The sequence below is a fragment of the Streptomyces sp. CoH27 genome (assembly GCF_020181035.1).
Classification (GTDB): Bacteria; Actinomycetota; Actinomycetes; order Streptomycetales; family Streptomycetaceae; genus Streptomyces; species Streptomyces camelliae.
Window position 1 is genome coordinate 182,110 of the sequence record NZ_JAIQYY010000006.1, and the last position, 26,789, is coordinate 208,898.

21 protein-coding genes and 2 pseudogenes are annotated in these 26,789 nt (G+C 72.4%); 9 read left to right on the top strand and 14 right to left on the bottom strand.

Features of this window, described 5'->3' with window-relative positions:
* Nucleotides 1–18: 18 nt before the first annotated feature.
* The 4 genes from LE548_RS11475 to LE548_RS11490 form a co-directional block, all read right to left on the bottom strand.
* Nucleotides 19–849 carry an NAD(P)H-binding protein gene (locus LE548_RS11475; protein WP_225096605.1) on the bottom strand — a complete coding sequence of 277 codons (831 nt, stop codon included), beginning with the start codon at nt 847–849 and terminating at the stop codon, nt 19–21.
* A 105-nt stretch (nt 850–954) separates the two neighbouring features.
* Complete coding sequence (gene pepN, locus LE548_RS11480; RefSeq protein ID WP_225096607.1) at nt 955–3,483, bottom strand: aminopeptidase N; 2,529 nt, start codon at nt 3,481–3,483, stop codon at nt 955–957.
* Between the two features lie 96 nt (nt 3,484–3,579).
* Nucleotides 3,580–3,927: a chorismate mutase gene (locus LE548_RS11485; protein WP_225096608.1), complete on the bottom strand. Its 348-nt coding sequence runs from the start codon at nt 3,925–3,927 to the stop codon at nt 3,580–3,582.
* A 33-nt stretch (nt 3,928–3,960) separates the two neighbouring features.
* Nucleotides 3,961–4,851: an AraC family transcriptional regulator gene (locus tag LE548_RS11490; protein ID WP_225096609.1), complete on the bottom strand. Its 891-nt coding sequence runs from the start codon at nt 4,849–4,851 to the stop codon at nt 3,961–3,963.
* Nucleotides 4,852–4,949: 98 nt separating this feature from the next.
* Here LE548_RS11490 and LE548_RS11495 point away from each other — a divergent pair, with 98 nt between their 5' ends.
* Both LE548_RS11495 and LE548_RS11500 read left to right on the top strand, forming a co-directional pair.
* Nucleotides 4,950–6,707, top strand: a complete 1,758-nt coding sequence (locus tag LE548_RS11495) for a beta-galactosidase family protein (RefSeq protein WP_225096610.1) — start codon at nt 4,950–4,952, stop codon at nt 6,705–6,707.
* Between the two features lie 84 nt (nt 6,708–6,791).
* The gene (locus LE548_RS11500) at nt 6,792–7,673 is read left to right on the top strand and encodes a hypothetical protein (protein WP_225096611.1); all 882 of its coding nucleotides are present in this window, start codon (nt 6,792–6,794) and stop codon (nt 7,671–7,673) included.
* Between the two features lie 92 nt (nt 7,674–7,765).
* Here LE548_RS11500 and LE548_RS11505 read toward each other — a convergent pair whose 3' ends face one another.
* Both LE548_RS11505 and LE548_RS11510 read right to left on the bottom strand, forming a co-directional pair.
* The gene (locus LE548_RS11505) at nt 7,766–8,677 is read right to left on the bottom strand and encodes an SDR family oxidoreductase (RefSeq protein WP_225096613.1); all 912 of its coding nucleotides are present in this window, start codon (nt 8,675–8,677) and stop codon (nt 7,766–7,768) included.
* Between the two features lie 15 nt (nt 8,678–8,692).
* Complete coding sequence (locus LE548_RS11510; RefSeq protein ID WP_225096615.1) at nt 8,693–9,463, bottom strand: SDR family oxidoreductase; 771 nt, start codon at nt 9,461–9,463, stop codon at nt 8,693–8,695.
* A gap of 86 nt (nt 9,464–9,549) precedes the next feature.
* Between LE548_RS11510 and LE548_RS11515 the strand changes: the two genes are divergently transcribed.
* The 4 genes from LE548_RS11515 to LE548_RS11530 are packed head-to-tail and all read left to right on the top strand — an operon-like array spanning nt 9,550 to nt 12,981.
* Entirely contained in the window at nt 9,550–10,293 is a 744-nt protein-coding gene (locus LE548_RS11515; RefSeq protein ID WP_225096616.1) for an enoyl-CoA hydratase family protein, read from the top strand.
* Nucleotides 10,294–11,145, top strand: coding sequence for a CoA transferase subunit A (locus LE548_RS11520; protein ID WP_225096618.1), 852 nt, complete (start codon nt 10,294–10,296; stop codon nt 11,143–11,145). It begins immediately after the preceding gene.
* Nucleotides 11,142–11,921 carry a CoA-transferase subunit beta gene (locus LE548_RS11525; protein WP_225096619.1) on the top strand — a complete coding sequence of 260 codons (780 nt, stop codon included), beginning with the start codon at nt 11,142–11,144 and terminating at the stop codon, nt 11,919–11,921. The genes LE548_RS11520 and LE548_RS11525 overlap by 4 nt, the downstream gene beginning before the upstream one ends.
* Nucleotides 11,922–11,928: 7 nt before the next feature.
* Nucleotides 11,929–12,981: a nitronate monooxygenase family protein gene (locus tag LE548_RS11530; RefSeq protein WP_225096620.1), complete on the top strand. Its 1,053-nt coding sequence runs from the start codon at nt 11,929–11,931 to the stop codon at nt 12,979–12,981.
* Nucleotides 12,982–13,092: 111 nt separating this feature from the next.
* Here LE548_RS11530 and LE548_RS11535 read toward each other — a convergent pair whose 3' ends face one another.
* The 3 genes from LE548_RS11535 to LE548_RS11545 are packed head-to-tail and all read right to left on the bottom strand — an operon-like array spanning nt 13,093 to nt 15,718.
* Entirely contained in the window at nt 13,093–14,250 is a 1,158-nt protein-coding gene (locus LE548_RS11535; RefSeq protein WP_225096621.1) for an acetyl-CoA C-acetyltransferase, read from the bottom strand.
* A 40-nt stretch (nt 14,251–14,290) separates the two neighbouring features.
* On the bottom strand, nt 14,291–14,902 hold the full coding sequence (locus tag LE548_RS11540; RefSeq protein WP_067042750.1) for a TetR/AcrR family transcriptional regulator: 612 nt from the start codon (nt 14,900–14,902) through the stop codon (nt 14,291–14,293).
* A gap of 30 nt (nt 14,903–14,932) precedes the next feature.
* Entirely contained in the window at nt 14,933–15,718 is a 786-nt protein-coding gene (locus LE548_RS11545; protein ID WP_225096623.1) for an SDR family oxidoreductase, read from the bottom strand.
* A gap of 72 nt (nt 15,719–15,790) precedes the next feature.
* Here LE548_RS11545 and LE548_RS11550 point away from each other — a divergent pair, with 72 nt between their 5' ends.
* Together LE548_RS11550 and LE548_RS11555 are read left to right on the top strand one after the other, a co-directional pair.
* Nucleotides 15,791–16,930 carry an acyl-CoA dehydrogenase family protein gene (locus LE548_RS11550; RefSeq protein WP_225096824.1) on the top strand — a complete coding sequence of 380 codons (1,140 nt, stop codon included), beginning with the start codon at nt 15,791–15,793 and terminating at the stop codon, nt 16,928–16,930.
* Nucleotides 16,930–18,012 (top strand): acyl-CoA dehydrogenase family protein, encoded by a 1,083-nt coding sequence (locus LE548_RS11555; protein ID WP_225096624.1) that lies wholly within the window; start codon nt 16,930–16,932, stop codon nt 18,010–18,012. The genes LE548_RS11550 and LE548_RS11555 overlap by 1 nt, the downstream gene beginning before the upstream one ends.
* 23 nt (nt 18,013–18,035) lie before the next feature.
* Here LE548_RS11555 and LE548_RS11560 read toward each other — a convergent pair whose 3' ends face one another.
* The 4 genes from LE548_RS11560 to LE548_RS11575 all read right to left on the bottom strand — a co-directional run bounded on the left by LE548_RS11560 (nt 18,036) and on the right by LE548_RS11575 (nt 26,146).
* Nucleotides 18,036–18,764, bottom strand: coding sequence for a VWA domain-containing protein (locus tag LE548_RS11560; RefSeq protein ID WP_225096625.1), 729 nt, complete (start codon nt 18,762–18,764; stop codon nt 18,036–18,038).
* A 175-nt stretch (nt 18,765–18,939) separates the two neighbouring features.
* The gene (locus tag LE548_RS11565; protein ID WP_225096626.1) at nt 18,940–20,403 is read right to left on the bottom strand and encodes a glutamate synthase subunit beta; all 1,464 of its coding nucleotides are present in this window, start codon (nt 20,401–20,403) and stop codon (nt 18,940–18,942) included.
* The gene (gltB, locus tag LE548_RS11570) at nt 20,396–24,991 is read right to left on the bottom strand and encodes a glutamate synthase large subunit (protein ID WP_225096627.1); all 4,596 of its coding nucleotides are present in this window, start codon (nt 24,989–24,991) and stop codon (nt 20,396–20,398) included. The genes LE548_RS11565 and gltB overlap by 8 nt, the downstream gene beginning before the upstream one ends.
* Before the next feature lie 423 nt (nt 24,992–25,414).
* Nucleotides 25,415–26,146, bottom strand: coding sequence for a VIT1/CCC1 transporter family protein (locus LE548_RS11575; protein WP_225096628.1), 732 nt, complete (start codon nt 26,144–26,146; stop codon nt 25,415–25,417).
* Between the two features lie 265 nt (nt 26,147–26,411).
* Here LE548_RS11575 and LE548_RS46445 point away from each other — a divergent pair.
* A pseudogene (locus LE548_RS46445) lies at nt 26,412–26,541 on the top strand (ADP-ribosylglycohydrolase family protein); the annotation flags it as partial.
* 3 nt (nt 26,542–26,544) lie between these two features.
* Here the strand turns inward: LE548_RS46445 and LE548_RS11580 are convergent.
* Nucleotides 26,545–26,789 (bottom strand): annotated as a pseudogene (locus LE548_RS11580) (IS200/IS605 family accessory protein TnpB-related protein); the annotation flags it as partial.

Here is a 26,789-nt window from a genome sequence, read left to right on the forward strand (position 1 = left end):
GGGGAGAACGCGTGCGGGTCAGGCCCGTCCGCCGAAGTCCTCGACGTGGTCGCGGGCCCACTCGTCGAAGGTGCGCGCCGGCGTGCCGGTGAGCTTCTCGACCGTGTCGTTGATCTCCGGGGGCACGCCGACGGTGTCCGCGAAGGTCTGCAGCAGCCGCTGAAGCATCTGCGGCGGAACGTGCGGGAACAGCTCCGGGCCCGCCTCGCGGGGGTCCGTCTCCACGAACGTCAGTTTCCGGCCGAGGGCCGCGCCGATCGCCGCGACCTGCTCGGCGTTACTGGTCGCCGCCGGTCCGGTCAGCCGGTGCACGGCGCCTTCGTGCCCGCCGTCGAGCAGGGCACGCTCGGCGACGGCCGCCATGTCGTCCTCGTGGATGGGCGCGCTCAGGCCATCCGCGTAGACGCCGCGGACGGTGTCGCCGGCGCGGATCTGCGACGCCCACTGCAGGGCGTTGGTGGCGAAGGCGCCCGGTCGCAGGAAGGTCCAGGCGAGCCCGCTGTCGCGGATCTGCCGCTCGGCGGTGGCGTGCATGATGTGGATGGGGTGGGTCTCGTCGGCGCCCTCCTCGATGATGGCGCTGGAGAGCAGGACGACATGCCGGACGCCCTGGGCGCGGGCCGCCGCCAGCAGGGCGGGCGTGGTCGCCTGCGCGTAGAGGTAGAGGGCCGTGGCCCCGGCGAACAGGGCGGCCGGGTCGTCCTGCTGGAACCGCACGACGTCGGCCGCCTCGGGCAGTGCGGCCCGCTGCGGGTCACGGGTCAGCGCGCGCACGGGCCGGCCCGCGGCGAGGAGCCGGTCGACGAGGGCACGCCCGACGTTGCCGGTCGCTCCGGTCACTACGATCACGGTGCTGCCTCCAAGGCTCGGTCGATCAGTCGCGACCGAGCCTAGGAAGGCGGCCGCCCCCGCCGCATCGTCGGCAGGGAGCAGCCGTGTCCTAGGTCTTCCGTCCTACGCCTCCTGCGCCCCCTGCGCCTCCACCGCCTCCTGCCGCGCTTCTTCCTCTCCGCGCACCCGCAGGGCGCGGGCGAGGTCGTCGAGACGGTCGGCGAGGGTGCGGCGCAGGGCCGGGGTGAGGTCGGCGTCGCGCAGGCAGGCCTCGCCGAGGCGCAGGTTCTCGGCATCGACGGCGTGGGCGGGGAAGGCCCAGCGGCCGACGGCCTGCGCGATGGCGGGGCCCCGGCGGGCGCTGACGGCGACCGCGTCCGCGTAGAAGCGCGGCACGTACTGCCGTACCGGCTCGGCCTGTTCGGGCTGCCAGAAGCCCTGTGCGGTGGCCGTGAAGAGGTAGTTCGACAGGTCGTCGCCGGTGAACATCGCTTCCCAGGCCGCCCGCTTGGCCTCCGCGTCGGGCAGGGCCGCGCGGCAGCGGGCGGCGCCCTCCTGGCCCGTGGCGCTGGGGTCGCGCTCCAACTCGGCGGCGATGGCGGCTTCGTCGGTGGCGCCGAGCACGGCGAGCCTGCCGAGGATGCGCCAGCGCAGCTCGGGGTCGAGTTCCGGCCCGCCGGGCACCGTGCCGTCGGCGAGCCAGGCGGCGATGGTGTCGGGGTGGGCGGCGGCACCGATCAGATGCCGCACGGCGATCAGGCGCAGCCCGGGGTGGTCGCCGTCCTCGGTGCGGCGCAGCAGGTCGCGGCAGAGGGAGGTGAGGGTGGACAGGGCCGCCGAGCGCTCCTGCGCGCTCAGGTACTGGACGGCGATCTGGCCGGAGGCGAAGGCGAGGACGCCCTGGACGAGGGCCAGGTCGGTCTCGCGCGGGAGGTGGGCGCGGGCCGTCTCCAGGTAGGCGGCGGGCGGCAGTTCGCCGTCGCGCACGGCGTCCCTGAGGGCGTTCCACACGACCGCGCGGGTGAGCGGGTCGGGCAGGCCGGACAGTCCGGTGCGCACCGCCTCGAAGGACTCGGCGTCGAAGCGGACCTTGGCGTAGGTGAGGTCGCCGTCGTTGAGCAGGAGCAGCGCCGGGCGCTTGCCGATGGGCTGCGGGACGCTCTGCGGGACGTCGAGGCCGAGGCGCTCGCGCAGTACCAGGCGGCCCTCGTCGGCGAGGTCGAGGTCGTACAGGCCGACGGTGAGGTGGTGCGGGCGGCTCCCCGCGCGGTCGGCGGTCAGGGTGCAGGTGCCGTCGGCGGTGGCCACCTGGGCCGTGAGCGTGTCGACGCCGGTGGTGCGCAGCCAGCTGTCGGCCCACGCGGGCACGTCACGGTCGGTGGCCGAGGCGAGGGAGTCGATGAAGTCGGCGAGGGTGGCGTTGCCGAACTTGTGCCGGGCGAAGTGGGTGTTGATGCCGGCGAGGAAGTCCTTCTCGCCGAGCCAGGCGGCGAGCTGGCGCAGTGCGGAGGCGCCCTTGGCGTAGGAGATGCCGTCGAAGTTGAGCAGCGCGGAGGCCGTGTCGTCGACGTTCTCGGGGGCGACCGGGTGGGTGGTGGGCCGCTGGTCGGCGTCGTAGCCCCAGGACTTGCGGGTGACGCCGAACTCGGTCCAGGGGTCGGTGAACCGGGTGGCCTCGGCGGTGGTCTGATAGCCCATGTACTCGGCGAAGGACTCGTTCAGCCAGATGTCGTCCCACCACTTGAGGGTGACGAGGTCGCCGAACCACATGTGGGCCATCTCGTGCGCGATGACCATGGCGCGGGTCTGCCGCTCGGTGTCGGTGACGGCGGAGCGGTAGACGAACTCGTCGCGGAAGGTGACCAGGCCCGGGTTCTCCATCGCACCCGCGTTGAACTCCGGGACGAACGCCTGGTCGTAGGAGTCAAAGGGGTACGGCTCCTCGAACTTCTCGTGGTAGCGGTCGAAGCACGCGCGCGTGACGTCGAAGATCTCCTCGGCGTCGGTGTCGAGGTGGGGCGCGAGGGAGCGGCGGCAGTGGATGCCGAAGGGCAGGCCGCGGTGCTCGGTGCGCACCGAGTGCCAGGGGCCGGCGGCGACGGCGACGAGGTACGTGGAGATCAGCGGGGTGGGCGCGGCCTGCCAGACGCCGTCGGCGCGCTGCTCGGTGACGCTGTTGGCGAGGACGGTCCAGCCCTCGGGTGCCTTGACGGAGACCTCGAAGAGGGCCTTCAGGTCGGGCTGGTCGAAGGCGGCGAAGACACGCTGGACGTCGTCCATGAACATCTGCGTGTAGACGTACGTCTCGCCGTCGCTGGGGTCGGTGAAGCGGTGCATGCCCTCGCCGGTGCGGGAGTAGCGCATGACCGCGTCCACGCGCAGCTCGTGCTCGCCCGCGGTGAGGTTCTTCAGCGGCAGCCGGCCGTCGTCGAGCGACTCCGGGTCGAGGGGTTGTCCGTCAAGCGCGACCGCGCGCAGCTCGGCGGGCTTCAGCTCGACGAACGTGTCCCCGGCGGAGCGCGCGGTGAAGCGGATCACGGTGCGGGAGTCGAAGGTCTCGTCCCCGGTGGTGAGGTCCAGTTCGACCGTGTAGCGGTGGACGTCGAGGAGCTGTGCTCGGAGCTGCGCTTCGTCGCGCGTGAGTACGGACATGCAGGACATGCTGCCTGATAGCACTGACAGCGCACAGGGGGTGGACGAGTTCAGGGCATATGTCCGTATCGTCGGCCACCCCGGCCGCGGTCGAGGTCAGTCGTCCGCCGACTGCGCGATGGCGGTGTCCTCGGCGATGCGCTCGTGGTGCCGGATCACCTCGGCAATAATGAAGTTCAGGAACTTCTCGGCGAAGGCCGGGTCGAGCTTGGCGTTCTCGGCGAGGCGGCGCAGCCGCTCGATCTGGCGGGCCTCGCGGCCCGGGTCGGCGGGCGGCAGCTGGTGGACGGCCTTGAGCCGGCCGACCTGCTGGGTGGCCTTGAACCGCTCGGCGAGCAGGTGGACGACGGCCGCGTCGATGTTGTCGATGCTGTCGCGCAGCCGCTCCAGTTCCTGGCGGACCCCGGGGTCCATGTCACCGGTGCCGGTGTTGCTGGTGGTCATGGCCCTCAACCCTATGCGGTCACCGGCCCGCGTCTACGGGGTGTCCGGAGAGTGGATCATCGGAGGGTCGGCGGGGTCCGGGACCTGGTCGCTCCAGCCGCCGGGGACGGTGCGGCCCTGCTGGGCGCGGAAGCGGACCGGGGCGAGCCCCACGCGGCGCGTGAACAGCCGGGAGAAGTAGGCGGGGTCCTCGTAGCCGACGCGGCGGGCGACGGCCGCGACGGGCAGCTCGGTGGCGGCGAGGAGTTCCTTGGCGCGGGCGAGGCGGATGCCGAGCAGATAGTCCTTGGGGCTGCACCCGGCGGCCCGGCGGACGGCGCTGCGCAGCTCGGCGGGGGTCATGCCGTGCACGCGCGCGTGGTCGGCGACGCTCATCGGGGTGCAGGCGTCCCGGGCGAGGGCCTGGAGCACCTGGTCGCCGTCCGGGGCGAGGTCGGCGCGGGCCCGGCGCAGGGCGACCAGGAGCTCGTGCACGGCGGCGCCGGTCTCCACCTCCAGCAGGGGGTTGCCGCGGCGGGCGGCGCGCACGATGCGGGCGACCACCGCGCGGGGCCCGGCGGCGTCGGAGAGCGGGACGACGGGCCGCTCGGGCTCGATGTAGCCGAGTTCGGTGTACGTCGTGGCGGCGGGCCCGGCGAAGTCGACGAAGCCCTCGTCCCAGCCGGTGCCGGGGTCGGGCGCGTAGTGGTGGGGCACGCCGGGGGTGAGCCAGAGCAGCGCGGGCGCGGTGACGGTCGTACGGCGGTCGTCGGCGCCCCGGTACCAGCCGCCTCCCGAGCTGATCACCACGGCCACGTGGTGGTCGAGGGTGCGCGGGCCGACGGTGGGCAGCGCGCCGTGCTGGAGACCGACGCCGAGACAGACCAGGCCGAGGCGGTGGTGGGCGGGGCCGGGGCTGAAGAACCGCATCCAGGTCTGGTACATCGGCGCTCCTCCCGGTGTCGGGGACGGCGGACTTTTGTCCAAGCAGCAACGATCTTCGTCCATGGCGCCGGTCGCCGGAAGAGGTGAGGCTTGGGCGCATGAGCGAGTTCACGGTGGGGGAATCCGACTTCCTGCTGGACGGGCGGCCGGTGCGGCTGCTGTCCGGGGCGCTGCACTACTTCCGGGTGCACGAGGCGCAGTGGCGGCACCGGCTGGCGATGCTGCGGGCGATGGGCCTGAACTGCGTGGAGACGTACGTCCCGTGGAATCTGCACGAACCGCGCCCCGGCGCCTTCCGGGACGTGCGGGCGGTCGGCCGTTTCCTGGACGCCGTCCGTGAGGCCGGCCTGTGGGCGATCGTGCGGCCGGGCCCGTACATCTGCGCCGAGTGGGAGAACGGCGGCCTGCCCGCGTGGCTGACGCACGAGGTGGGCACGCGCGCGCGTACCCGCGACGAGGGCTATCTGCGGGCCGTGCACAGCTGGTTTCGCCGGCTGCTGCGGGAGGTCGTCCCCCGGCAGATCGACCGCGGTGGCCCGGTGCTCATGGTGCAGGTCGAGAACGAGTACGGCAGCTACGGCAGTGACACCGGCCAGCTGACCGCGCTGGCCGAACTGCTGCGGGCCGAGGGGGTCACGGTCCCGCTGTTCACCTCGGACGGGCCCGAGGACCACATGCTGACCGGCGGTTCGCTGCCCGGGGTGCTCGCCACGGTGAACTTCGGCTCGCACGCGCGCGTGGCCTTCGACACGCTGCGCCGCCACCGCTCCGGCGGCCCGCTGATGTGCATGGAGTTCTGGTGCGGCTGGTTCGACCACTGGGCCGGCGAGCACGTCGTACGGGACCCGGCCGAGGCCGCGGAGGCGCTGCGGGAGATCCTGGACTCGGGGGCGTCGGTGAACCTGTACATGGCGCACGGCGGCACGAGTTTCGGCGGCTGGGCGGGCGCCAACCGGGGTGGCGGCGCACTCCACGAGGGCCCGCTGGAGCCGGACGTGACGTCGTACGACTACGACGCTCCGATCGACGAACAGGGCCGCCCCACCGAGAAGTTCTGGCGCTTCCGCGAGGTCCTGGCGGGCCACCGGCCGGTTCCGCTGCCGGAACTGCCGCCGCATCCGCCCGTGTTGGACACACCGGTGGAGGCGGCTCTCACGGCATGGGCGCCTTTGGCCGACGTGCTGGAGGCGCTGGGCGGCGAGGAGACGGTGACGCCGATGCCGCCGTCCTTCGAGGAGCTGGGGATCACCCGGGGTCTGGTGCGCTACGCGGTGGAGGTGCCGGGTCCACGGCAGCCGTACCCGCTCACCGCACGCGGGCTGCGGGACCTGGCGGTGGTGTACGTCGACGGGGCGCGGGCCGGGGTGCTCACCGAGGAGGAGCCGGGGCTGAAGGAGCCCGTCGCGGGCCCCGCGCGCGTGGAGGTGTGGGTGGAGTCCCTGGGGCGGGTGAACTACGGCCCGCGCCTCGGCGAGGCCAAGGGCGTCACCGGCGGCCTCCTGCACGAGCGGCAGTATCTGCACGGGGTACGCGCGCGTGGGCTGGATCTGGACGCCTTCGAGGCCGGTGTGGACGCGGTGCCCTTCGGCGCGCCGCCCGGGGAGGGCACGCCGGGCCTGTACCGGGGCATGCTCATGGTCCGCGGGGCCGGGGACGCCCGGCTGGAGCTGCCCGGCTGCACGCGCGGCTTCGTCTGGATCAACGGTTTCGGACTGGGCCGCTACTGGTCGGTGGGCCCGCAGCGGTCCCTGTACGTCCCCGGGCCGGTGCTGCGGGAGGGCGAGAACGAGCTGTGGGTGCTGGAACTGCAGGAAACCGCGCCGGACGGCCCGGCGCCCCGCCTGCTGCCCGTGTGACCGGGTCCCGGCCGCTGCCCGTGTGACCGCCGGTCCGCCGCGCCTACAGTGGAGAGGAGTTCCGGCGTCGATGGGGGTGCGGACGTGGCGAACGGCGGACCGGTCGAGCACGGCTTCCCGCACCTGGAGACGGTGCGGGCGGCGGTCAACGCGCTGTACCGGCGCGTGTCCCGCGACACCGTCGAGACGTTCTCGGCCAGCGTGGCCCCCGCCGACGTGGCCTTCTGCGACACCGACGACCTGTATCTGGGCGCGCAGCGCGTGGCCCGCGAGATCGTGCGGCACTTCCGGCTGCCGGACGCGCGGCTGATCGTCGGCTTCCGGGAGATGAGCCATGCGGCCAACGTCGAACTGGCGGCGGGCCCCGAGTACTTCGTCGAGCTGAACGACCGCTTCCGCACCCACCGCAGGGACATCGGCGCGGCGCTCGCCCATGAGGTGGCCCACGTCTATCTGCACCGCCTGGACCTCGCCTTCCCCACGACGGCCGGGAACGAGATCCTGACGGACACGGTGACGACCTACCTGGGCGCGGGCTGGCTGCTGCTGGACGCCTACCGGGAGGACGCGGTCTCCTCGCAGAAGCTCGGCTATCTCACCCCCGAGGAGTTCGGCTACGTCCTGGCCAAGCGGGCGCTGCTGTTCGGTGAGGACCCCTCGGTGTGGTTCACCAGCCCGCAGGCCTACACCGCGTACACCCAGGGGCTGGCCCGGGCCCGCCGGGACGAGCAGCAGCCGCCGCTGACCGGCGCGGGCTGGGCGGGCCGGCGCCGCTACGCCCACGACCGCCGCCACGCGCCCTCAGCCGCTCCGGACGCCCCCTACTCCTTCACCCCCGACCCCGCCGGCCACCTCCGCGTCACCTTCCCCTGCCCGACCTGCCACCAGCGGATCCGGGTACCGGTACGGGGGCGCGTGCGCGCGCGGTGCGGGGTGTGCCGGAGGGTGCTGGAGTGCGACACCTAGGGGGTGCCGGTTCGGATCAGGCCGACCGTGACGAACGACACCCCCTGGCGCTGCCACCCGGCCCCCGAGCGTCCTGCCGGGCTCCCCCGCGCCTAGCCGCCGTACACGGCTCCCGGCGGCTCCGCCCGCGCCAGCAGTGCGCGGGCTGTCTCCCCCGCCTCGGCCGGGGTCCAGCGCGCCCCGTTGTCCGCCGTAGGACCCGGGCGCCAGCCCTCCATGACCGTGATGCGGCCGCCTTCCGCCTCGAAAACCCGGCCCGTCACGCCCGCGCTCGCGGCCGAGCCCAGCCAGACCACGAGCGGGGAGACGTTCTCGGGTGCCATGGTGTCGAAACCGGTCGCCGGGGCCGCCATCGTCTCGGCGAAGGTACGTTCCGTCATCCGGGTGCGGGCGGCGGGCGCTACGGCGTTGACCTGGACGCCGTAGCGGGCCAGCTCGGCCGCCGCGACCAGGGTCAGCCCGACGATCCCGGCCTTGGCGGCGCTGTAGTTGCCCTGCCCGACCGAGCCCAGCAGACCGGCGCCGCTGCTGGTGTGCACGACCCGGGCCACCGGCGCACGCCCGGCCTTGGCCTCGGCCCGCCAGTGCGCGGCGGCGTGCTTCAGCGGCAGGAAGTGGCCCTTGAGGTGGACGCGGATCACGGCGTCCCAGTCGTCCTCGCCGAGGTTGACCAGCATGCGGTCGCGCAGGAAACCGGCGTTGCTGACGAGTGTGTCGAGCCGGCCGTACGTCTCCACGGCGGCCCGGACCAGGGACGCAGCGCCCTCGGCCGTGGCGATGTCGCCGCTGTGCGCGACCGCCTCGCCGCCGGCGGACCGGATCTCCGCGACGACGGATCCGGCCGGGCCGTCCGAAGCGACGCCAGGTGCGCCGTCCAGCCCTACACCCAGGTCGTTGACGACCACCCGGGCGCCCTCGGCGGCGAAGGCGAGGGCATGGGCGCGGCCGAGCCCGCGGCCGGCGCCGGTGACGACGACGACCCGGCCGTCGCAGATCGCACTCATCTCACGTACCCCTTCTCACTTCTCGCGGTTGGCTGTCGTGGCGTCCAGGAAGGCGGGCCACTCCCCGCCGCCGTGCACGTGCAGGCTCGCTCCGCTGATGTAGGCGGCCGCGCCGGAGGCGAGGAAGACGGCCGCGGCACCGACATCGGCGGGGACGGCCAGCCGGCCGAGCGGGACGGTGCGGGAGACGGAGGCGACGCCGTCCGGGCCGCCGTAGTGCAGGTGGGACAGCTCGGTGCGGACCATGCCGACCACGAGCGTGTTGACGCGGACCTCAGGGGCCCATTCCACGGCCATGGAGGCGGCCAGGTTCGCCAGGCCCGCCTTGGCGGCGCCGTAGGCGGCCGAGCCGGGCGAGGGCCGGGTGCCGCTGACGCTGCCGACCATCACGACCGAGCCCCGGCTGCGCCGCAGGTGTTCGTAGGCGGCGAGGGAGGCGGTCAGCGGGGTGATCAGGTTCAGCTCGACGACCCTGGCGTGCCGTTCGGCGTCGGCTTCGGCGAGCAGCCGGTACGGGGTGCCGCCGGCGTTGTTGACGAGCACGTCGAGCCGGGGCAGAGCGGCGAAGAAAGCCCGTACGGCGGGCGGGTCGCGCAGGTCGAGGGGGGCGAACTCCACACCGTCGAGGGGGTGTTCGGGCGGTCGGCGGGCGCAGGACAGCACGCGCGCTCCGGTCCCGGCGAAGGCCTGGGCTATCCCGGCTCCGACTCCCCGGGTGCCGCCGGTGACGACCACGGTTCTGTCGCGCGAGGAGTTGTCCACAGGGCGCGCCGTCGAGTTGTCCACAGGGCCTCCCGCTTGTCCGCGCAGGCTGCTAGCTTCGAAGCCATCGCACCTAACAAATGTTTGGTGGAAAGGTAGCTGATGCGCCCATGGGTGTCTCCCGTTCGTCCCCGGAAAAAGGGATTTCCGTCGTCACGGTCGACTTCCCGCCGGTGAACGCGCTGCCGGTGCGCGGCTGGTCCGACCTGGCCGAGGCCGTGCGCGCGTCCGGCCGCGACGCGGAGGTCCGCTGCGTCGTGCTGGCCGCCGAGGGCCGGGGGTTCAACGCCGGCGTGGACATCAAGGAGATACAGGCGTCCGGGCAGGAGGCCCTGATCGGCGCCAACCACGGCTGCGCCGAGGCCTTCGCCGCGGTGTACGAGTGCGCGGTCCCGGTCGTCGCGGCGGTGCAGGGCTTCTGTCTGGGCGGCGGGATAGGCCTGGTGGGCAACGCGGACGCGATCGTGGCGAGCGAGGACGCCACCTTCGGGCTGCCCGAGCTGGACCGGGGCGCGCTGGGTGCAGCGACCCATCTGGCCCGGCTGGTCCCGCAGCACGTGATGCGCGCCCTGTACTACACGGGGCGCACGGCGAGCGCCGCCGAGTTGCACCGGCACGGCTCGGTGTGGCGGGTGGTGCCGCGCGCGGAGCTGCGGGCGGCGGCGCTGGAGCTGGCCCGCGAGATCGCCGCGAAGAACGGACGGCTGCTGCGCATGGCGAAGGCCGCGATCAACGGCATCGACCCGGTCGACGTCCGCCGCAGCTACCGCTTCGAGCAGGGCTTCACCTTCGAGGCCAACCTCAGCGGCCTGGCCGACCGGGTCCGCGACACGTTCGGGAAGGAGAACTCATAGGTGGGCGACAAGACGATGACTGCCGACGAGGTGGTCTCCCGGCTGGAGAGCGGCATGACCCTGGGCATCGGCGGCTGGGGTTCGCGGCGCAAGCCGATGGCGCTGGTCAGAGCCCTGCTGCGGACGGGCGTCACGGACCTGACGGTGGTGTCGTACGGCGGCCCGGACGTCGGCATGCTGGCCGCGGCCGGCCGGATCCGCCGGCTGGTCACCGCCTTCGTCACCCTCGACTCCATCCCGCTGGAACCGCACTACCGGGCGGCGCGCGAGCGGGCCGGGTTCGAGCTGACGGAGGTCGACGAGGGGATGTTCCTGGCGGGCCTGCGGGCGGCGGCGCACCGGCTGCCCTTCCTGCCGGTGCGGGCGGGGATCGGCTCGGACGTGCTGCGGATCAACCCGGAGCTGCGGACGGTCACGTCGCCGTACGAGGACGGGGAGACCCTCGTGGCGATGCCGGCTCTGCGGATGGACGCGGCCCTGGTGCACGTGGGCCGCGCCGACCGGCTGGGCAACGGGCAGTGTCTGGGCCCGGATCCGTACATGGACGACCTGTTCTGCGAGGCGGCGGACGCGGCCTATGTCTCCTGCGAACGGATCGTGGACACGGCCGAGCTGACGAAGGAGGCGCCCCCGCAGTCGCTGCTCCTGACCCGCCTCGCGGTGACGGGCGTGGTGGAGGCCCCGCACGGCGCGCACTTCACGTCCTGCGCCCCGGACTACGGCCGGGACGAGGAGTTCCAGCGGCTCTACGCGGCCACGCCCTGGCCGGAGTTCACCGAGCGGTTCCTCGGCGGGGACGAGGCGGCCTACCGGTCGGCGGTGCGTGAGTGGCGGAAGGAGCAGACGGGATGAGCACACCGCAGACGGCGGTCACACGGGCTGCCCTCCCCCCGCCCACCCGCGCCGAGTACTGCGTGATCGCCTGCGCCGACGCCTGGCGCGGGGCCGGGGAGATCCTGGCGAGCCCGATGGGCCTGGTCCCCTCGCTGGGCGCGCGGCTCGCCCGGCTCACCTTCGCGCCGGACCTGCTGCTCACCGACGGCGAGGCCCTGCTGGTCGGCCCGGACGGCGCCCCCGAGGGCTGGCTGCCGTACCGGCGGCATCTGGACCTGGTGGCGGGCGGGCGCCGGCACGTGATGATGGGCGCGAGCCAGCTCGACCGGTACGGCAACCAGAACATCTCCTGCATCGGGGACTGGGCACACCCCCGCCGGCAGCTGCTCGGGATGCGCGGGGCGCCGCTCAACACGCTGAACAATCCGACGAGTTACTGGATCCCGAGACACTCCCGGCGGGTGTTCGTGGAGCGGGTGGACGTGGTGTGCGGGGTGGGGTACGACCGGGCGGCCGGGCTGGGCGGCGCGGCCCGCTTCCACCACCTGGCCCGGGTGGTCTCGGACCTCGGCGTCTTCGACTTCGCCACGCCGGACCGCACGATGCGGCTGGCCTCGCTGCATCCGGGGGTGAGCGTGGAGCGGGTGCGGGAGGCGACGGGCTTCGCGCTCGCGGTGCCGGACGAGGTGCCCCGCACCCGGGAGCCCGAGGCGGCGGAGCTGCGGCTGATCCGCGAGGTGCTGGACCCGCAGGGGGCGCGCACCCGTGAGGTGCCCGAGGAGGCGAGGGGGTGAGGGGCGGATGGAGACCGCGCTGACCCGGCTGGTCGGCGTTCGGCGTCCGATCGTACAGACCGGGATGGGGTGGGTGGCCGGCCCCCGGCTGGTCTCGGCGGCGGCGAACGCGGGCGCGCTCGGCATCCTGGCCTCGGCCACGATGACAACCGATCACCTGCGGGACGCGATACGGGAGGTGCGGTCGCGCACGGACGCGCCGTTCGGGGTGAACCTGCGGGCCGACGCGGGCGACGCGGCCGACCGGGTGCGGATCATGCTTGAGGAGGGCGTGCGGGTGGCCTCCTTCGCGCTGGCGCCCTCGCCGGAACTGATCGCCCGGCTGAAGGAGGCGGGCGTGGTGGTCATCCCGTCCGTCGGGGCGCGCCGGCACGCCGAGAAGGTGGCCGCGTGGGGGGCGGACGCGGTGATCGTCCAGGGCGGCGAGGGCGGCGGGCACACCGGGGAAGTGGCGACGAGCGTGCTGCTGCCGCAGGTGGTGGACGCGGTGGACATACCGGTGGTGGCGGCGGGCGGCTTCTTCGACGGTCGGGGCCTGGTGGCGGCGCTGGCGTACGGGGCCGCCGGGGTGGCGATGGGGACGCGGTTCCTGCTCACCTCCGACTCGACGGTGCCGGACGCGGTGAAGGCCCGCTATCTGGCCGCGACGGTCCGGGACGTCACGGTCACCCGGGCGGTGGACGGCCTGCCGCACCGGATGCTGCGCACGGAGCTGGTGGACGCACTGGAGCGGTCGGGCCGGATCCGGACGCTGGCCCACGCGGCGCGCAGGGCAGCCAGTTTCCGCCGGCTGTCGGGCCTCACCTGGCGGCAGCTGATCCGGGACGGCCTGGCCATGAGACACGGAAAGGACCTGACCTGGAGCCAGGTGCTGCTGGCGGCGAACACGCCGATGCTGCTGAAGTCGGCGATGGTGGACGGCCGTACGAACCTGGGGGTGATGGCGTCCGGGCAGGTCGCCGGGGTGATCGACGACCTGCCGTCGTGCGCGGAGCTGGTGGAGCGGATCGAGAAGGAGGCGGAAGAGGTGCTGGCGCAACTGGCGGAGCTGACGGGCTGACGGGCCGACGGGCCGACGGGCCGACGGGCCGACGGGCCGACGGGCCGACGGGCCGACGGGCCGACGGGCCGACGGGCTGACGGGCTGACGGGCTGACGGGCCCAGGCGAGCTCAGAGGCGTTCGACGATCGTCACATTCGCCTGACCCCCACCCTCACACATCGTCTGGAGGCCGTAGCGGCCGCCGATGCGTTCCAGTTCGTGGAGCAGGGTCGTCATCAGGCGGACGCCGGTCGCGCCGAGGGGGTGGCCGAGGGCGATCGCGCCGCCGTTGACGTTGACCTTCTCGGGGTCGGCGCCGGTGTCCTTCAGCCAGGCCAGGACGACCGGTGCGAAGGCCTCGTTGATCTCCACGAGGTCGATGGCGTCGATGGTCAGTCCGGTCCTGCGCAGGGCGTGGGCGGTGGCCGGGATCGGGGCGGAGAGCATGCGGATGGGGTCCTCGCCGCGCACGGAAAGGTGGTGGACGCGGGCGCGGGGGCGCAGCCCGTGGTCGCGTACGGCCCGCTCCGAGGCGAGCAGCAGGGCCGCGGCGCCGTCGGAGACCTGGGAGGAGCAGGCCGCGGTGACGGTGCCGCCGTCGAGGACGGGTTTCAGCGTGGCCATCTTCTCCAGGGAGGTGTCCCGGCGAGGGCCCTCGTCGACGGTGACCTCGCCGTAGGGGACGGTCTCGCGCGCGAAGCGGCCGGTGTCGATGGCCCGCAGCGCGCGCCGGTGCGAGCGCAGGGCGAACTCCTCCTGGTCCTCGCGGCTGATGCCCCACTGGGCGGCGATCAGCTCGGCGCCGGCGAACTGGTTGACGGGCTGGTCGCCGTAGCGGGCGCGCCAGCCGGTGCTGCCGAGGAAGGGGCCCTCGGTGAGGCCGAGGGGGGCGGCGGCCTGCCGGGAGGCGAAGGCGATGGGGATCTGGGACATGTTCTGCACCCCGCCGGCGATCACCAGGTCCTGCGTGCCGGAGAGCACGGCCTGCGCGGCGAAGTGCACGGCCTGCTGCGAGGACCCGCACTGCCGGTCGACGGTCACGCCCGGCACCTCCTCCGGGAGGCCCGCGGCCAGCCAGCAGGTGCGGGCGATGTCCCCGGCCTGCGGTCCCACCGCGTCCAGACAGCCGAAGACCACGTCCTCCACGGCGGCCGGGTCGATCCCGGCCCGCTCCACCAGCACAGTCAGCACATGCGCGCCCAGGTCGGCCGGGTGGACCGCGCTGAGTCCTCCCCCGCGCCGCCCGACGGGCGTGCGAACCGCTTCGACGATGTAGGCCTCGGCCATGGCAACTCCCTCACAGGAAAGGTGCGTTATGCGAACGGTGTCACTCGCGTACGGCGATCCCGTCGAGCACCATCGACAGGTACTGGCGGGCGATCTCCTCCGGGCTGTGCTGTCCGCCGGGCCGGTACCAGGACGCGGCGACCCACACGGTGTCGCGGACGAACCGGTAGGTGAGGCGGACGTCCAGGTCGGCGCGGAAGACGTGCTCGGCGACCCCGCGCTCCAGCGTGGACAGCCAGGCCTTCTCGAACCGGCGCTGGGACTCGGCGAGGAACGCGAACCGGTCCTGGGCGACGAGTTGCCGGCTCTCCTTCTGGTAGATGGCGACGGCCGCGCGGTGCCGGTCGATCTCGCGGAAGGACTCGGTGACGAGCGCCTCCAGCGTCTCGCGGGGCCCGAGCCCGGAGGCGAGGACGGTGTCGTAGCCGTCCCACAGCTCGTCGAGGAAGGTCCGCAGGATCTCCTCAAGCATCGACTCCTTGGAGTCGAAGTGGTAGTAGAGGCTGCCCGCGAGCATCCCGGCGTGGTCGGCGATCTTGCGGACGGTGGTGGCGTTGTAGCCGTGCTCGGCGAAGACCTCGGCGGCGGTGGTCAGGAGTTCGCCGCGCCGGGCCGCTGCCGGGGTCACCTGGGGCTTCTTCTTGGTCGGCACGGACCCATTGTGGTCCCCGCCCCGGTCGGCCTAGGCATGCTGGCTGCTGACGGCCACGACCTCGCCGGTCATGTACGAGGAGTAGCCGGACGCGAGGAACACGATCACGTTGGCCACCTCCCAGGGCTCGGCGTACCGCCCGAAGGCCTCCCGCTCGGTCAACTGCTCCAGCAGCCCGGGCGAGGTGACCTTCACCAGGTGAGGGTGCATGGCGAGGCTGGGGGCGACCGCGTTGACCCGGACGCCGTAGGCGGCGGCCTCGATCGCCGCGCACCGGGTCAGCGCCATCACCCCGGCCTTGGCGGCGGCGTAGTGCGCCTGCCCGGCCTGGGCGCGCCAGCCGACGACGGAGGCGTTGTTGACGATCACCCCGCTCCCGGTCTCCCGCATGGCCCGCAGCGCGGCGCGCGTGCACCGGAAGGTGCCGTTCAGGGTCACGTCCAGTACCCGGGACCACTGCTCGTCGGTCATGTCGACGAGGTCCGACGTCCCGCCCAGGCCCGCGTTGTTGACGACGACGTCGAGTCTGCCGTGCTCCCGTACGGCCGTGTCGAACAGGGTGCGCACCTGTGCCTCGTCGGTGACGTCGCAGGGCACTGCCGCCACCCGGCCCGGGAACTTGCGGCCCAGCTCGGTCTCGTACTCCTTCAGCCGGCGTGTGTGCGCGTCGCTGATCAGCACCCGCGCGCCCTCTTCCAGGAAGCGGTGCGCGGTCGCCCCGCCGATGCCGGCGCCGGCCGCCGCGGTGATGACGGCGGTGCGGCCCCGGAGCAGTCCGTGCCCGGCTACGTAGGCCGGGCTCTCGACGCCTGTCATAGGGCCACGCTAACCTACCAAACACTTGTTAGGGAAGCAGTGGGAGTGAGCGACGGAAGGAAGGCGACGGCGGTGGACCTGACGCACTCTCCGGCCGACGAGGAGTTCCGCGCCGAGGCCCGGTCCTGGCTCCGGGCGCATGTGCCGCGTACGCCGCTGCCGTCCCTGGAGACGGCGGAGGGCTTCGCCGCCCACCGCGCGTGGGAGGCCGAACTGGCCGCGGACCGCTGGTCGGTGGTGTCCTGGCCCGAGCGGTACGGCGGCCGGGACGCCGGTCTGCTGCGCTGGCTGGTCTTCGAGGAGGAGTACTGGGCGGCGGGCGCGCCGGGCCGGGTCGGGCAGAACGGTGTCAGCCTGCTCGCGCCGACGCTCTTCGACCACGGCACGGAGGAGCAACGCGCGCGCGTGCTGCCTCCGATGGCCACGGGAGAGGTGGTCTGGGCGCAGGCCTGGTCCGAGCCGGAGGCCGGCTCGGACCTGGCCTCGCTCACCTCCCGCGCGGTCAGGACGGACGGCGGCTGGCGCTTGCGCGGCCAGAAGACCTGGTCCTCGCGGGCGGCCTTCGCGGACCGGGCCTTCGGGTTGTTCCGCAGCGAGCCCCAGGCGCCGAAACCCCACCAGGGGCTCACCTACCTGATGTTCGACCTGCGGGCGCCCGGTGTCGCCGTCCGCCCGATCGGCCGCCTGGACGGGAAACCGGCCTTCGCGGAGCTGTTCCTGGACGACGTGTTCGTCCCGGACGAGGACGTGATCGGCGAGCCCGGCGAGGGCTGGCGGATCGCGATGTCCACGGCGGGCGACGAACGCGGGCTCACCCTGCGCTCACCGGGCCGCTACCTCGCCTCGGCCGCCCGGCTGGCCGGGCTGTGGCGGGCGCGCGGCTGCCCGGAGCACGCACGCGCGCGCGTGGCCGATGCCCTGATCGGCGCCCGCGCCTACCAGTTGTTCACCTACGCGGCCGCCTCCCGCTTCCTGGACGGCGCCCGGATCGGCCCGGAGTCCAGCATGAACAAGGTGTTCTGGTCCGAGCTGGACCTCGCCCTGCACGAGACGGCACTGGATCTGCTGCACGGCGAGGGCGAGCTGGCGGACACGGAGTGGGCCGAGGGGTATGTGTTCGCGCTCGCCGGACCCATCTACGCAGGCACCAACGAGATCCAGCGTGACATCGTCGCCGAGCGGCTGCTCGGCCTGCCGAAGGGACGCCGCTGATGCGCTTCCTGCCCGACGCCGACCAGCGTGCCTTCGCCGGCTCGCTGCACGCGATGCTGACGGCCGCGGACACCCCTGCGGTGATCCGTGACTGGAGCGACGGCGACTCCAGGCGCGGGCGTGCGCTGTGGCGCAGGGTCGCGGAGGCGGGGGTGTTCGGACTCGCGGTGCCGGAGGAGCAGGACGGGCTGGGCCGGCATCCGGTGGAACTGACCCTGGCCTTCGTGGAGTTGGGTCGGCATGCGGTGCCGGGCCCGCTGGTGGAGACGGTCGCCGCGGCGGTGCTCCTTGCCGAGGTGCCACTCGCGAAGCGGTTCCTGCCGGGGCTCCTGGCCGGTACGGATCTCGCCACCCTCGCGGCACCCGCCCCTCTCCCCCTCGACACCGACCCCGCCCCTCTCCCCCTCGACACCGACCCCGCTCCTGTCCCCCTCGACACCGACCCCGCCCGCGTCACCCCGGACGCGGACACAGCCGCCGTCCCGCTCGCCCTGGACGCCGACGCGGCCGACCTCCGCCTCGCCCTCGCCCCCGACGGACTCCACCTCGCGTCGCCCGCGGGCCAGGTGCGCCGGTCCCTCGACCCCGCCCGCCGTCTGACCCCGCTCACCCCGGACGGCGAACTCCTCGCTCCCCACCCCTCGTTCGGCCTGGCCCTCACCTGGGCCCGGCTGGCCACCGCCGCCCAGGCCCTCGGCGTCGGGCTCGCGCTGCTCGACCGCACGGTGGACCACGTCCGGCAGCGCACCCAGTTCGGCGTCCCGATCGGCTCTTTCCAGGCGGTCAAGCACCGCCTGGCCGATGCCGCCACGGCCCTGGAGTTCGCGCGTCCGCTGCTGTTCGGGGCGGCGATGTCGCTGCGCCCGGCGGACGTGGCCGCCGCCAAACTCAAGGCGTGCGAGGCGGCGTACACGACGGCACGCGCGGCGCTGCAACTGCACGGCGCGATCGGCTACACGGCGGAGTACGACCTGTCCCTGTGGCTGACCAAGGCCCGCGCCCTGCGCACCGCCTGGGGCACGCCCGAGGAGTGCCGGGAGCTGTTTCTGCAGGACGCGCTCACGGGACGAGCAGGCGCGTGAGCGCGTCGACGCCGGGGCGTGACTCAGGCGGGCGGCCGTACGATCCCGGCGGCGCGTGCGGCGGTGAGCCATTGCGGGAACTCGCCGACGAGCCGGTCGTACAGCTCGGTGTCGGACATGCGCCGGGGGTCCTGGCCGGCGTGGAAGAAGCCGGCGTTGTCCACGATCCGTGCGCCGGGCACGGGCAGCTCGTCCAGCTTCCGCAGGAAGTCGAACTGCCGGCTGTCCGGGTCGCCGAAGCCGACGAACTGCCAGAACAGCGGGAGTTTCGCCGCCTTGCACAGATAGCGCTCGGCGGCGGGCCTGCTGAGTGGGCCGCCGTCGGTCTGGAAGACGACCAGGGCGGGGGCGGTGGCGCCGCTGTCCAGGTAGTGGTCGATGACGGCGTCCATCGCCAGGTGATAGCTGGTCCTGCCCATGTGCCCGAGCCCGGCCACGATCCGCTCGACGCTGCCCTCGTGCCGGTCGAGGGCGATGTCGGTGACCGCGTCGATGTCCGTGGAGAAGAACACCACCGGCACCCGCCCGTCGTCGTCCAGGTGCGCGGACAGCCCCAGCACCCGGTCCGCGAGCTTCTGCACGCTGCCGTCCTGGTAGTACGGCCGCATGGAGCCGGAGTGGTCGACCACGAGATAGACGGCGGCGCGCAGCCCGTCCAGGCCGTGCTTGCGCAGGGACACCCCGGCGCTCTTGTACAGGCTGACCAGCGCGGGCGCGGTCTCCTCCACCGTGCGCAGACCGATCGCGGCCATGATCCCCCCCTCGTGCTCGTGCCGGTGGCCGAGCCTACGTGAGGAAGGACTGCGCGCGGACATGCGACGACGCCTGCCAGGCGTCCGGTCGGGGACAGGGGCAGGCGTCGTTCAGTGTTCCGTACGCCTTTGTACGGGACGTCTGTGGCGGGACCTCAAGGTCCCTGGGGTGCCGTCAGACCGCCAGGGCGCGGTCCGTCGGGCGGATCGGGGCCGGCAGGTCGCTGGCACCGGTGAGGTGGCGGTCGACTCCGCGGGCCGCCGAGCGGCCTTCCGCGATCGCCCACACGATGAGGGACTGCCCGCGGCCGGCGTCACCGGCGACGAACACGCCCGGCACGTTGGTCTGGAAGTCGGCGTCGCGGGCGATGTTACCGCGTTCGTCGAGCTCCAGGCCGAACTGCTCCACCAGGCCGTTCTCCCGGTCGGTGCCGGTGAAGCCCATGGCGAGGGTGACCAGCTGGGCCGGGATCTTGCGCTCGGTGCCCGGCTTGGAGGTCAGCTTGCCGTCGACGAACTCCACCTCGGTCAGGTGCAGCCACTGCACGTTGCCGTCCTCGTCGCCCTCGAAGTGGGTCGTGGAGACGGAGTAGACCCGCTCGCCGCCCTCCTCGTGGGCCGAGGTGACCTTGTAGAGCATCGGGAAGGTCGGCCAGGGCTGGTTGGTCGGGTGCCGCTCGTCGTTCGGGCGGGGCATGATCTCCAGCTGGGTGACGGAGGCCGCGCCCTGGCGGTGGGCGGTGCCCACGCAGTCCGCACCGGTGTCGCCGCCGCCGATGACCACGACGTGCTTGCCCTCGGCCGAGACAGGCGGCGTCACGTAGTCGCCCTCCTGGACCTTGTTCGCCAGGGGCAGGTACTCCATCGCCTGGTAGATGCCCTTGAGCTCGCGGCCCGGCACCAGCAGGTCGCGGGCGGTCGTCGCGCCGACGGCCAGGACCACGGCGTCGTACCGCTTCTTCAGGTCGGTCGCCTTGAGGTCGCGGCCGATCTCGATGCCGGTGCGGAAGCGGGTGCCCTCCGCGCGCATCTGCTCGATACGGCGGTTGATGTGCCGCTTCTCCATCTTGAACTCGGGGATGCCGTACCGGAGGAGGCCTCCGATGCGGTCCGCGCGCTCGTAGACGGCGACCGTGTGGCCGGCCCGGGTCAGCTGCTGGGCGGCGGCGAGGCCCGACGGGCCCGAGCCGATGACCGCGACGGTCTTGCCGGACAGGCGCTCCGGGATCTGCGGGGCGACGTCCCCGGTCTCCCATGCCTTGTCGATGATCGAGACCTCGACGTTCTTGATGGTGACCGGCGCCTGGTTGATGCCGAGCACACACGCCGACTCGCAGGGGGCCGGGCAGAGGCGACCGGTGAACTCCGGGAAGTTGTTGGTCGCGTGCAGGCGCTCCTGGGCGGCCGCCCAGTCCTCGCGGTAGGCGTAGTCGTTCCACTCGGGGATCAGGTTCCCCAGCGGACAGCCGTTGTGGCAGAACGGGATGCCGCAGTCCATGCAGCGGCTGGCCTGCTTGCTGATGATCGGCAGCAGGGAGCCGGGGACGTAGACCTCGTTCCAGTCCTTGACGCGCTCACCGACGGGACGGGTCTCGGCGACCTCGCGGCCGTGGTTCAGGAAGCCCTTCGGGTCAGCCATTGATCGCCGCCTCCATCATCTTCTCGGTGATCTCGGTCTCGGAAAGACCGGCTCGCTCGGCGGCGTCCTTGGCGGCGAGCACTGCCTTGTACGTGCTGGGGATGATCTTGCTGAACCGCGCCGCGGCCGCGTCCCAGTCGGCGAGCAGCCTCTCGGCGACCGTCGAGCCGGTCTCCTCGGCGTGGCGGCGCACCACGTCGTGCAGCCACTGCTTGTCCGTGTCGTCCAGCGCCTCGACCGAGTCGACGTTGCCGACGTTGACGTTGTCGCGGTCGAGGTCGATGACGTAGGCGATGCCGCCGGACATGCCTGCCGCGAAGTTGCGGCCGGTCGGGCCGAGGACGACCGCGCGACCGCCGGTCATGTACTCGCAGCCGTGGTCGCCCACGCCCTCGGAGACGACCAGCGCGCCGGAGTTGCGGACGCAGAACCGCTCACCGGTACGGCCGCGCAGGAACAGCTCGCCGCCGGTGGCGCCGTAGCCGATGGTGTTGCCCGCGATGGTCGAGTACTCGGCGAGGTGGTCGGCGGCCCGGTCCGGGCGGACGACGACCCGGCCGCCGGACAGGCCCTTGCCGACGTAGTCGTTGGCGTCGCCCTCCAGGCGCAGCGTGACGCCGCGCGGCAGGAACGCGCCGAAGGACTGGCCGGCCGAACCGGTGAAGGTGATGTCGATGGTGTCGTCGGGCAGGCCCGCACCGCCGAACTTCTTCGTCACCTCGTGGCCGAGCATGGTGCCGACCGTGCGGTTGATGTTGCGGATGGCGACCTGGGCGCGCACCGGCTGGGCCTCGGTGGCGTCGCCGGCGGCCAGGGCGTCGGCGGCGAGCTTGATCAGCTCGTTGTCCAGGGCCTTCTCCAGGCCGTGGTCCTGCTCGATCAGCTGGTGGCGCGCCGCGCCCTCGGGCAGGTCGGGCACGTGGAACAGCGGCTCCAGGTCCAGGCCCTGCGCCTTCCAGTGGTCGACGGCACGCTCGACGTCCAGCACCTCGGCGTGGCCGACGGCCTCCTCGATGGAGCGGAAGCCCAGCTCGGCGAGCAGCTCGCGGACCTCCTCGGCGATGAACCGGAAGAAGTTCACGACGTACTCGGCCTTGCCGGCGAAGCGGTCGCGCAGCACCGGGTTCTGGGTGGCGATGCCGACAGGGCAGGTGTCCAGGTGGCAGACGCGCATCATCACGCAGCCGGAGACGACGAGCGGCGCGGTGGCGAAACCGAACTCCTCGGCGCCGAGCAGCGCGGCGATGACCACGTCACGGCCGGTCTTCAGCTGGCCGTCGGTCTGCACGACGATCCGGTCGCGCAGCCCGTTGAGCAGCAGCGTCTGCTGGGTCTCGGCGAGGCCGAGCTCCCAGGGACCGCCCGCGTGCTTCAGCGAGGTGAGCGGCGAGGCGCCCGTACCACCGTCGTGGCCGGAGATGAGCACGACGTCCGCGTGCGCCTTGGAGACACCGGCGGCGACCGTGCCGACGCCGACCTCCGACACCAGCTTCACGTGGATACGCGCGGCCGGGTTCGCGTTCTTGAGGTCGTGGATCAGCTGAGCCAGATCCTCGATGGAGTAGATGTCGTGGTGCGGCGGCGGGGAGATCAGGCCGACACCCGGCGTCGAGTGACGCGTCTTCGCGACCCACGGGTAGACCTTGTGCCCGGGCAGCTGGCCGCCCTCACCGGGCTTGGCGCCCTGGGCCATCTTGATCTGGATGTCGTCCGCGTTGACCAGGTACTCCGACGTCACACCGAAGCGGCCGGAGGCGACCTGCTTGATCGCCGAGCGGCGCGCCGGGTCGTACAGGCGCTCCGGGTCCTCTCCGCCCTCACCGGTGTTGGACTTGCCGCCCAGCTGGTTCATGGCGATGGCGAGGGTCTCGTGCGCCTCCTTGGAGATGGAGCCGTACGACATGGCGCCCGTGGAGAAGCGCTTGACGATCTCGCTCACCGGCTCGACCTCGTCGATGGAGATCGACGGGCGGTCGGACTTGAAGCCGAACAGACCACGCAGCGTCATCAGGCGCTCGGACTGCTCGTTCACCCGCTCGGTGTACTTCTTGAAGATGTCGTAGCGAGCGGAGCGCGTGGAGTGCTGGAGGCGGAAGACCGTCTCCGGGTCGAACAGGTGCGGCTCGCCCTCGCGGCGCCACTGGTACTCGCCGCCGATCTCCAGCGCGCGGTGCGCGGGAGCGATGCCGGAGGCCGGGTAGGCCTTGGCGTGGCGGGCGGCGACCTCCTGGGCGATGACGTCGATGCCGACGCCGCCGATCTTGGTGGCCGTGCCGTTGAAGTACTTCTCGACGAAGGCCTCGTCCAGGCCGACGGCCTCGAAGACCTGGGCGCCGCGGTACGAGGCGACGGTGGAGATGCCCATCTTCGACATGACCTTCAGTACGCCCTTGCCGAGGGCGTAGATCAGGTTCTTGATGGCCTTCTCCGGCTCGATGCCGTTGAGGAAGGTGCCGGCGCGCAGCAGGTCCTCGACCGACTCCATCGCCAGGTACGGGTTGACGGCGGCGGCGCCGAAGCCGATCAGCAGGGCGACGTGGTGGACCTCGCGGACGTCACCGGCCTCGACCAGCAGGCCCACGTGGGTGCGCTGCTTGGTGCGGATGAGGTGATGGTGGACGGCCGCGGTGAGCAGCAGCGACGGGATCGGCGCGTGCTCGGCGTCGGAGTGGCGGTCCGACAGGACGATCAGACGGGCGCCGTTGTCTATGGCGGCGTCGGCCTCGGCGCAGATCTCGGCGATGCGCGCGGCGAGGCTGTCACCGCCACCGCTCACCCGGTACAGACCGGACAGGGTCGCGGCCTTGAAGCCGGGCATGTCGCCGTCGGCGTTGATGTGGATGAGCTTGGCCAGCTCGTCGTTGTCGATCACCGGGAAGGGCAGGGTGACCGAGCGGCAGGAGGCGGCCGTCGGGTCCAGCAGGTTGCCCTCCGGGCCCAGCGAGCTGCGCAGCGAGGTGACCAGCTCCTCGCGGATCGCGTCCAGCGGCGGGTTGGTGACCTGCGCGAACAGCTGGGTGAAGTAGTCGAAGAGCAGCCGCGGGCGCGCGGAGAGAGCGGCGATCGGGCTGTCGGTGCCCATCGAGCCGATCGGCTCGGCGCCGGTCTTGGCCATCGGCGCGAGGATGACGCGCAGCTCCTCCTCGGTGTACCCGAAGGTCTGCTGGCGGCGGGTGACCGAGGCGTGGGTGTGGACGATGTGCTCGCGCTCGGGCAGGTCGCCCAGCTCGATCTCGCCGGCCTCCAGCCACTCGGCGTACGGCCGCTCGGCGGCGAGGGTCGCCTTGATCTCGTCGTCCTCGATGATGCGGTGCTCGGCGGTGTCGACGAGGAACATCTTGCCGGGCTGCAGGCGGCCCTTGCGGACGACCTTGGCCGGGTCGATGTCGAGGACGCCGACCTCGGAGCCGAGGACGACGAGGCCGTCGTCGGTGACCCAGTAGCGGCCGGGGCGCAGACCGTTGCGGTCGAGCACGGCGCCGACCTGGGTGCCGTCGGTGAAGGTGACACAGGCCGGGCCGTCCCAGGGCTCCATCATCGTGGAGTGGAAGTTGTAGAAGGCGCGGCGGGCCGGGTCCATGGAGTCGTGGTTCTCCCACGCCTCCGGGATCATCATCAGCACGGAGTGCGGCAGTGAACGGCCGCCCAGGTGCAGCAGCTCCAGGACCTCGTCGAAGGAGGCGGAGTCGGAGGCGTCCGGGGTGCAGACCGGGAAGATGCGCTCCAGCTTCTCCTGGGGGCCGAACAGGTCGGAGACCAGCTGCGACTCGCGGGCGCGCATCCAGTTGCGGTTGCCCTTGACGGTGTTGATCTCACCGTTGTGCGCGACGAAGCGGTACGGGTGCGCGAGCGGCCACGACGGGAAGGTGTTCGTGGAGAAGCGCGAGTGGACGAGCGCGACCGCGGAACCGAAGCGGCGGTCGGACAGGTCCGGGAAGAAGGGCTCCAGCTGGCCGGTGGTCAGCATGCCCTTGTAGACGATCGTGCGGGCGGAGAGCGACGGGAAGTAGACACCGACCTCCCGCTCGGCGCGCTTGCGCAGCACGAAGGCCTCGCGGTCCAGCGTGATGCCCTCGCTGGCGCCGTCGGTGACGAAGATCTGCCGGAAGACCGGCATGGTGGAGCGGGCGGTGGCACCCAGCAGCTCCGGGGCGACCGGGACCGTGCGCCAGCCGAGGACCGTCAGGCCCTCCTCGCCGGCAATCGTCTCGATCTTCGAGACGGCGTCCTCGGTGCCCTCCTCCGGCAGGAAGGCGATGCCTACCGCGTACGAGCCCGCCGCGGGAAGGTCGAATCCGGCCACCTCACGGAAGAAGGTGTCGGGCACCTGGGAGAGGATGCCGGCGCCGTCGCCCGAGTCGGGCTCGGAGCCGGTGGCACCGCGGTGCTCCAGGTTGCGCAGGACCGTGAGGGCCTGTTCGACCAGCGTGTGGGACGCCTCGCCGGTGAGGGTGGCGACGAAACCGACACCACAGGCGTCGTGTTCGTTGCGGGGGTCGTACATACCCTGCGCAGCAGGGCGAGCATCCATGAAGGACCAGTTCCGGCCATTCGCGGAGTGCTGGGACGGCTGGCGCGGCGTACGCATCGGCTCTCCCGTCGTCGTCATGTGGCATGTGGCAGGTGCCGAGGGACGACGTTGGCCCTCTGCGTGTGACTCAAAATTTCGTGCAGGTTACATGATGGAGCGGTTCTCGGGAACCGGATACTCCGTTCCAACATGCGGACGCCACGGGGTACATGGCAGAGGCGCCGCACGGTGACGGCGGGTGCCGCGCAGGGCGGCGGGGTGCCGCGCGCGGCGGCGACATGGGTGGGGACCGTCAGGGACAAGATCGGTCAGATCGGTGTCCGACGGCCCGAGGGGGCGGGGGGAGCGTCGTCACTCACCCCGCGGGGGTGCGGCAGGCGTCATTGCCCGCAGCGCTTACGGCTCATGCCCGGTCGTTAAGCACTCGAAACCAAGGGGTAACGGCTATTTATGCGGCCCATCGCATAAGTACCGGTCGCGCTATCCTACGGCCGTACCGAACAGGCTGCCCAGGGCGTACGTCACACCGGCCGCCGCTCCACCGAGCACCAGCTGCCGCACACCGCTGTACCACCAGGTCCGCGCGGTCACCTTGGCCACCACGGCACCGCAGCCGAAGAGACCGGCGAGGGCCAGCAGCACGGCCGGCCACAGCACGGTCGCGCCGAGCAGGTACGGCAGCACGGGCAGCAGCGCACCGAGGGCGAAGGACCCGAAGGACGACACGGCGGCGACCAGCGGCGACGGCAGGTCACCGGGGTCGATTCCCAGCTCCTCGCGGGCGTGGATCTCCAGCGCCTGCTCGGGGTCCTTGGACAGCTGCCGGGCGACTTCACGGGCCAGCTCGGGCTCCACACCACGGGCGACGTACAGTGCTGCGAGCTCGTCCTCCTCGTCCTGCGGGTGCTTGCGCAGCTCACGGCGCTCGACGTCGAGCTCGGCCTCGACCAGCTCACGCTGGGAGGCGACGGAGGTGTACTCACCGGCGGCCATCGAGAAGGCGCCGGCGGCGAGCCCTGCGAGCCCGGTGATGACGATGGTCTGCTGGCTCACGGCTCCGCCGGCCACCCCGGTCATCAGGGCGAGGTTGGAGACGAGGCCGTCCATGGCGCCGAAGACGGCGGGGCGCAGCCAGCCGCCGTTGACGTCGCGGTGCGTGTGGTTGTCGCGGTGCGCCACGTGCAGCGCGGCCTCGGTTTCGATGATGGCCATCGGAGCCCCCGGGATAGCTTAGCCAAAGCTAACTTTGGACGAGTTCTACTTTTCGACAACACAGAAGGTACGCCGCCCCTTCCCTTCCCGCCAGCAAGGAAAGGCTGGGCTAACTGCGGCTTTACTTACTTTGCTCATCCGTATCGGCTTTTGCTCAGATGCCAAGTGGGTGACGCGGGCGACTCGGAGGAACAGGCGCGGACGCGCTGGGGGACAGATCGGTGCGTGAGGAGGAAGCGGAGGGCCGGAAAGGACAGGACGTCGTATCGAGGGGCTCCTGCTGGGGCTTGCCGCAGGTGACGCAGGCTGGCCTGCGGCCCGGCACCGGGCCGGCCGGATGCCCCGAGTGGACCCGCCGCCTCACCCGCGAGGTGCCGATCGCCCTCAACCAACCGTTCCTAGAGACTGAGCGGGAGCGAGTCCTGTTGCCAGGACTCGTGCTCAGCCGGGCGCCCCGAACGGTGTTGGGCGTCCTGGTCCACCGCGTTCGCTCCGCGTCCGGCGCGCACGGATCGTGTCCGTGGTCCGGGGATGCGGGGGCGGTTTCCCTCACGCCCCGGGAGGCCCGGTGCGGCCTGGGCGGTCCGATGCCCTGCACGATCGCTCCGGTCGTGCAGGGGCGGTGCCGTCCGTCGCCGGATCG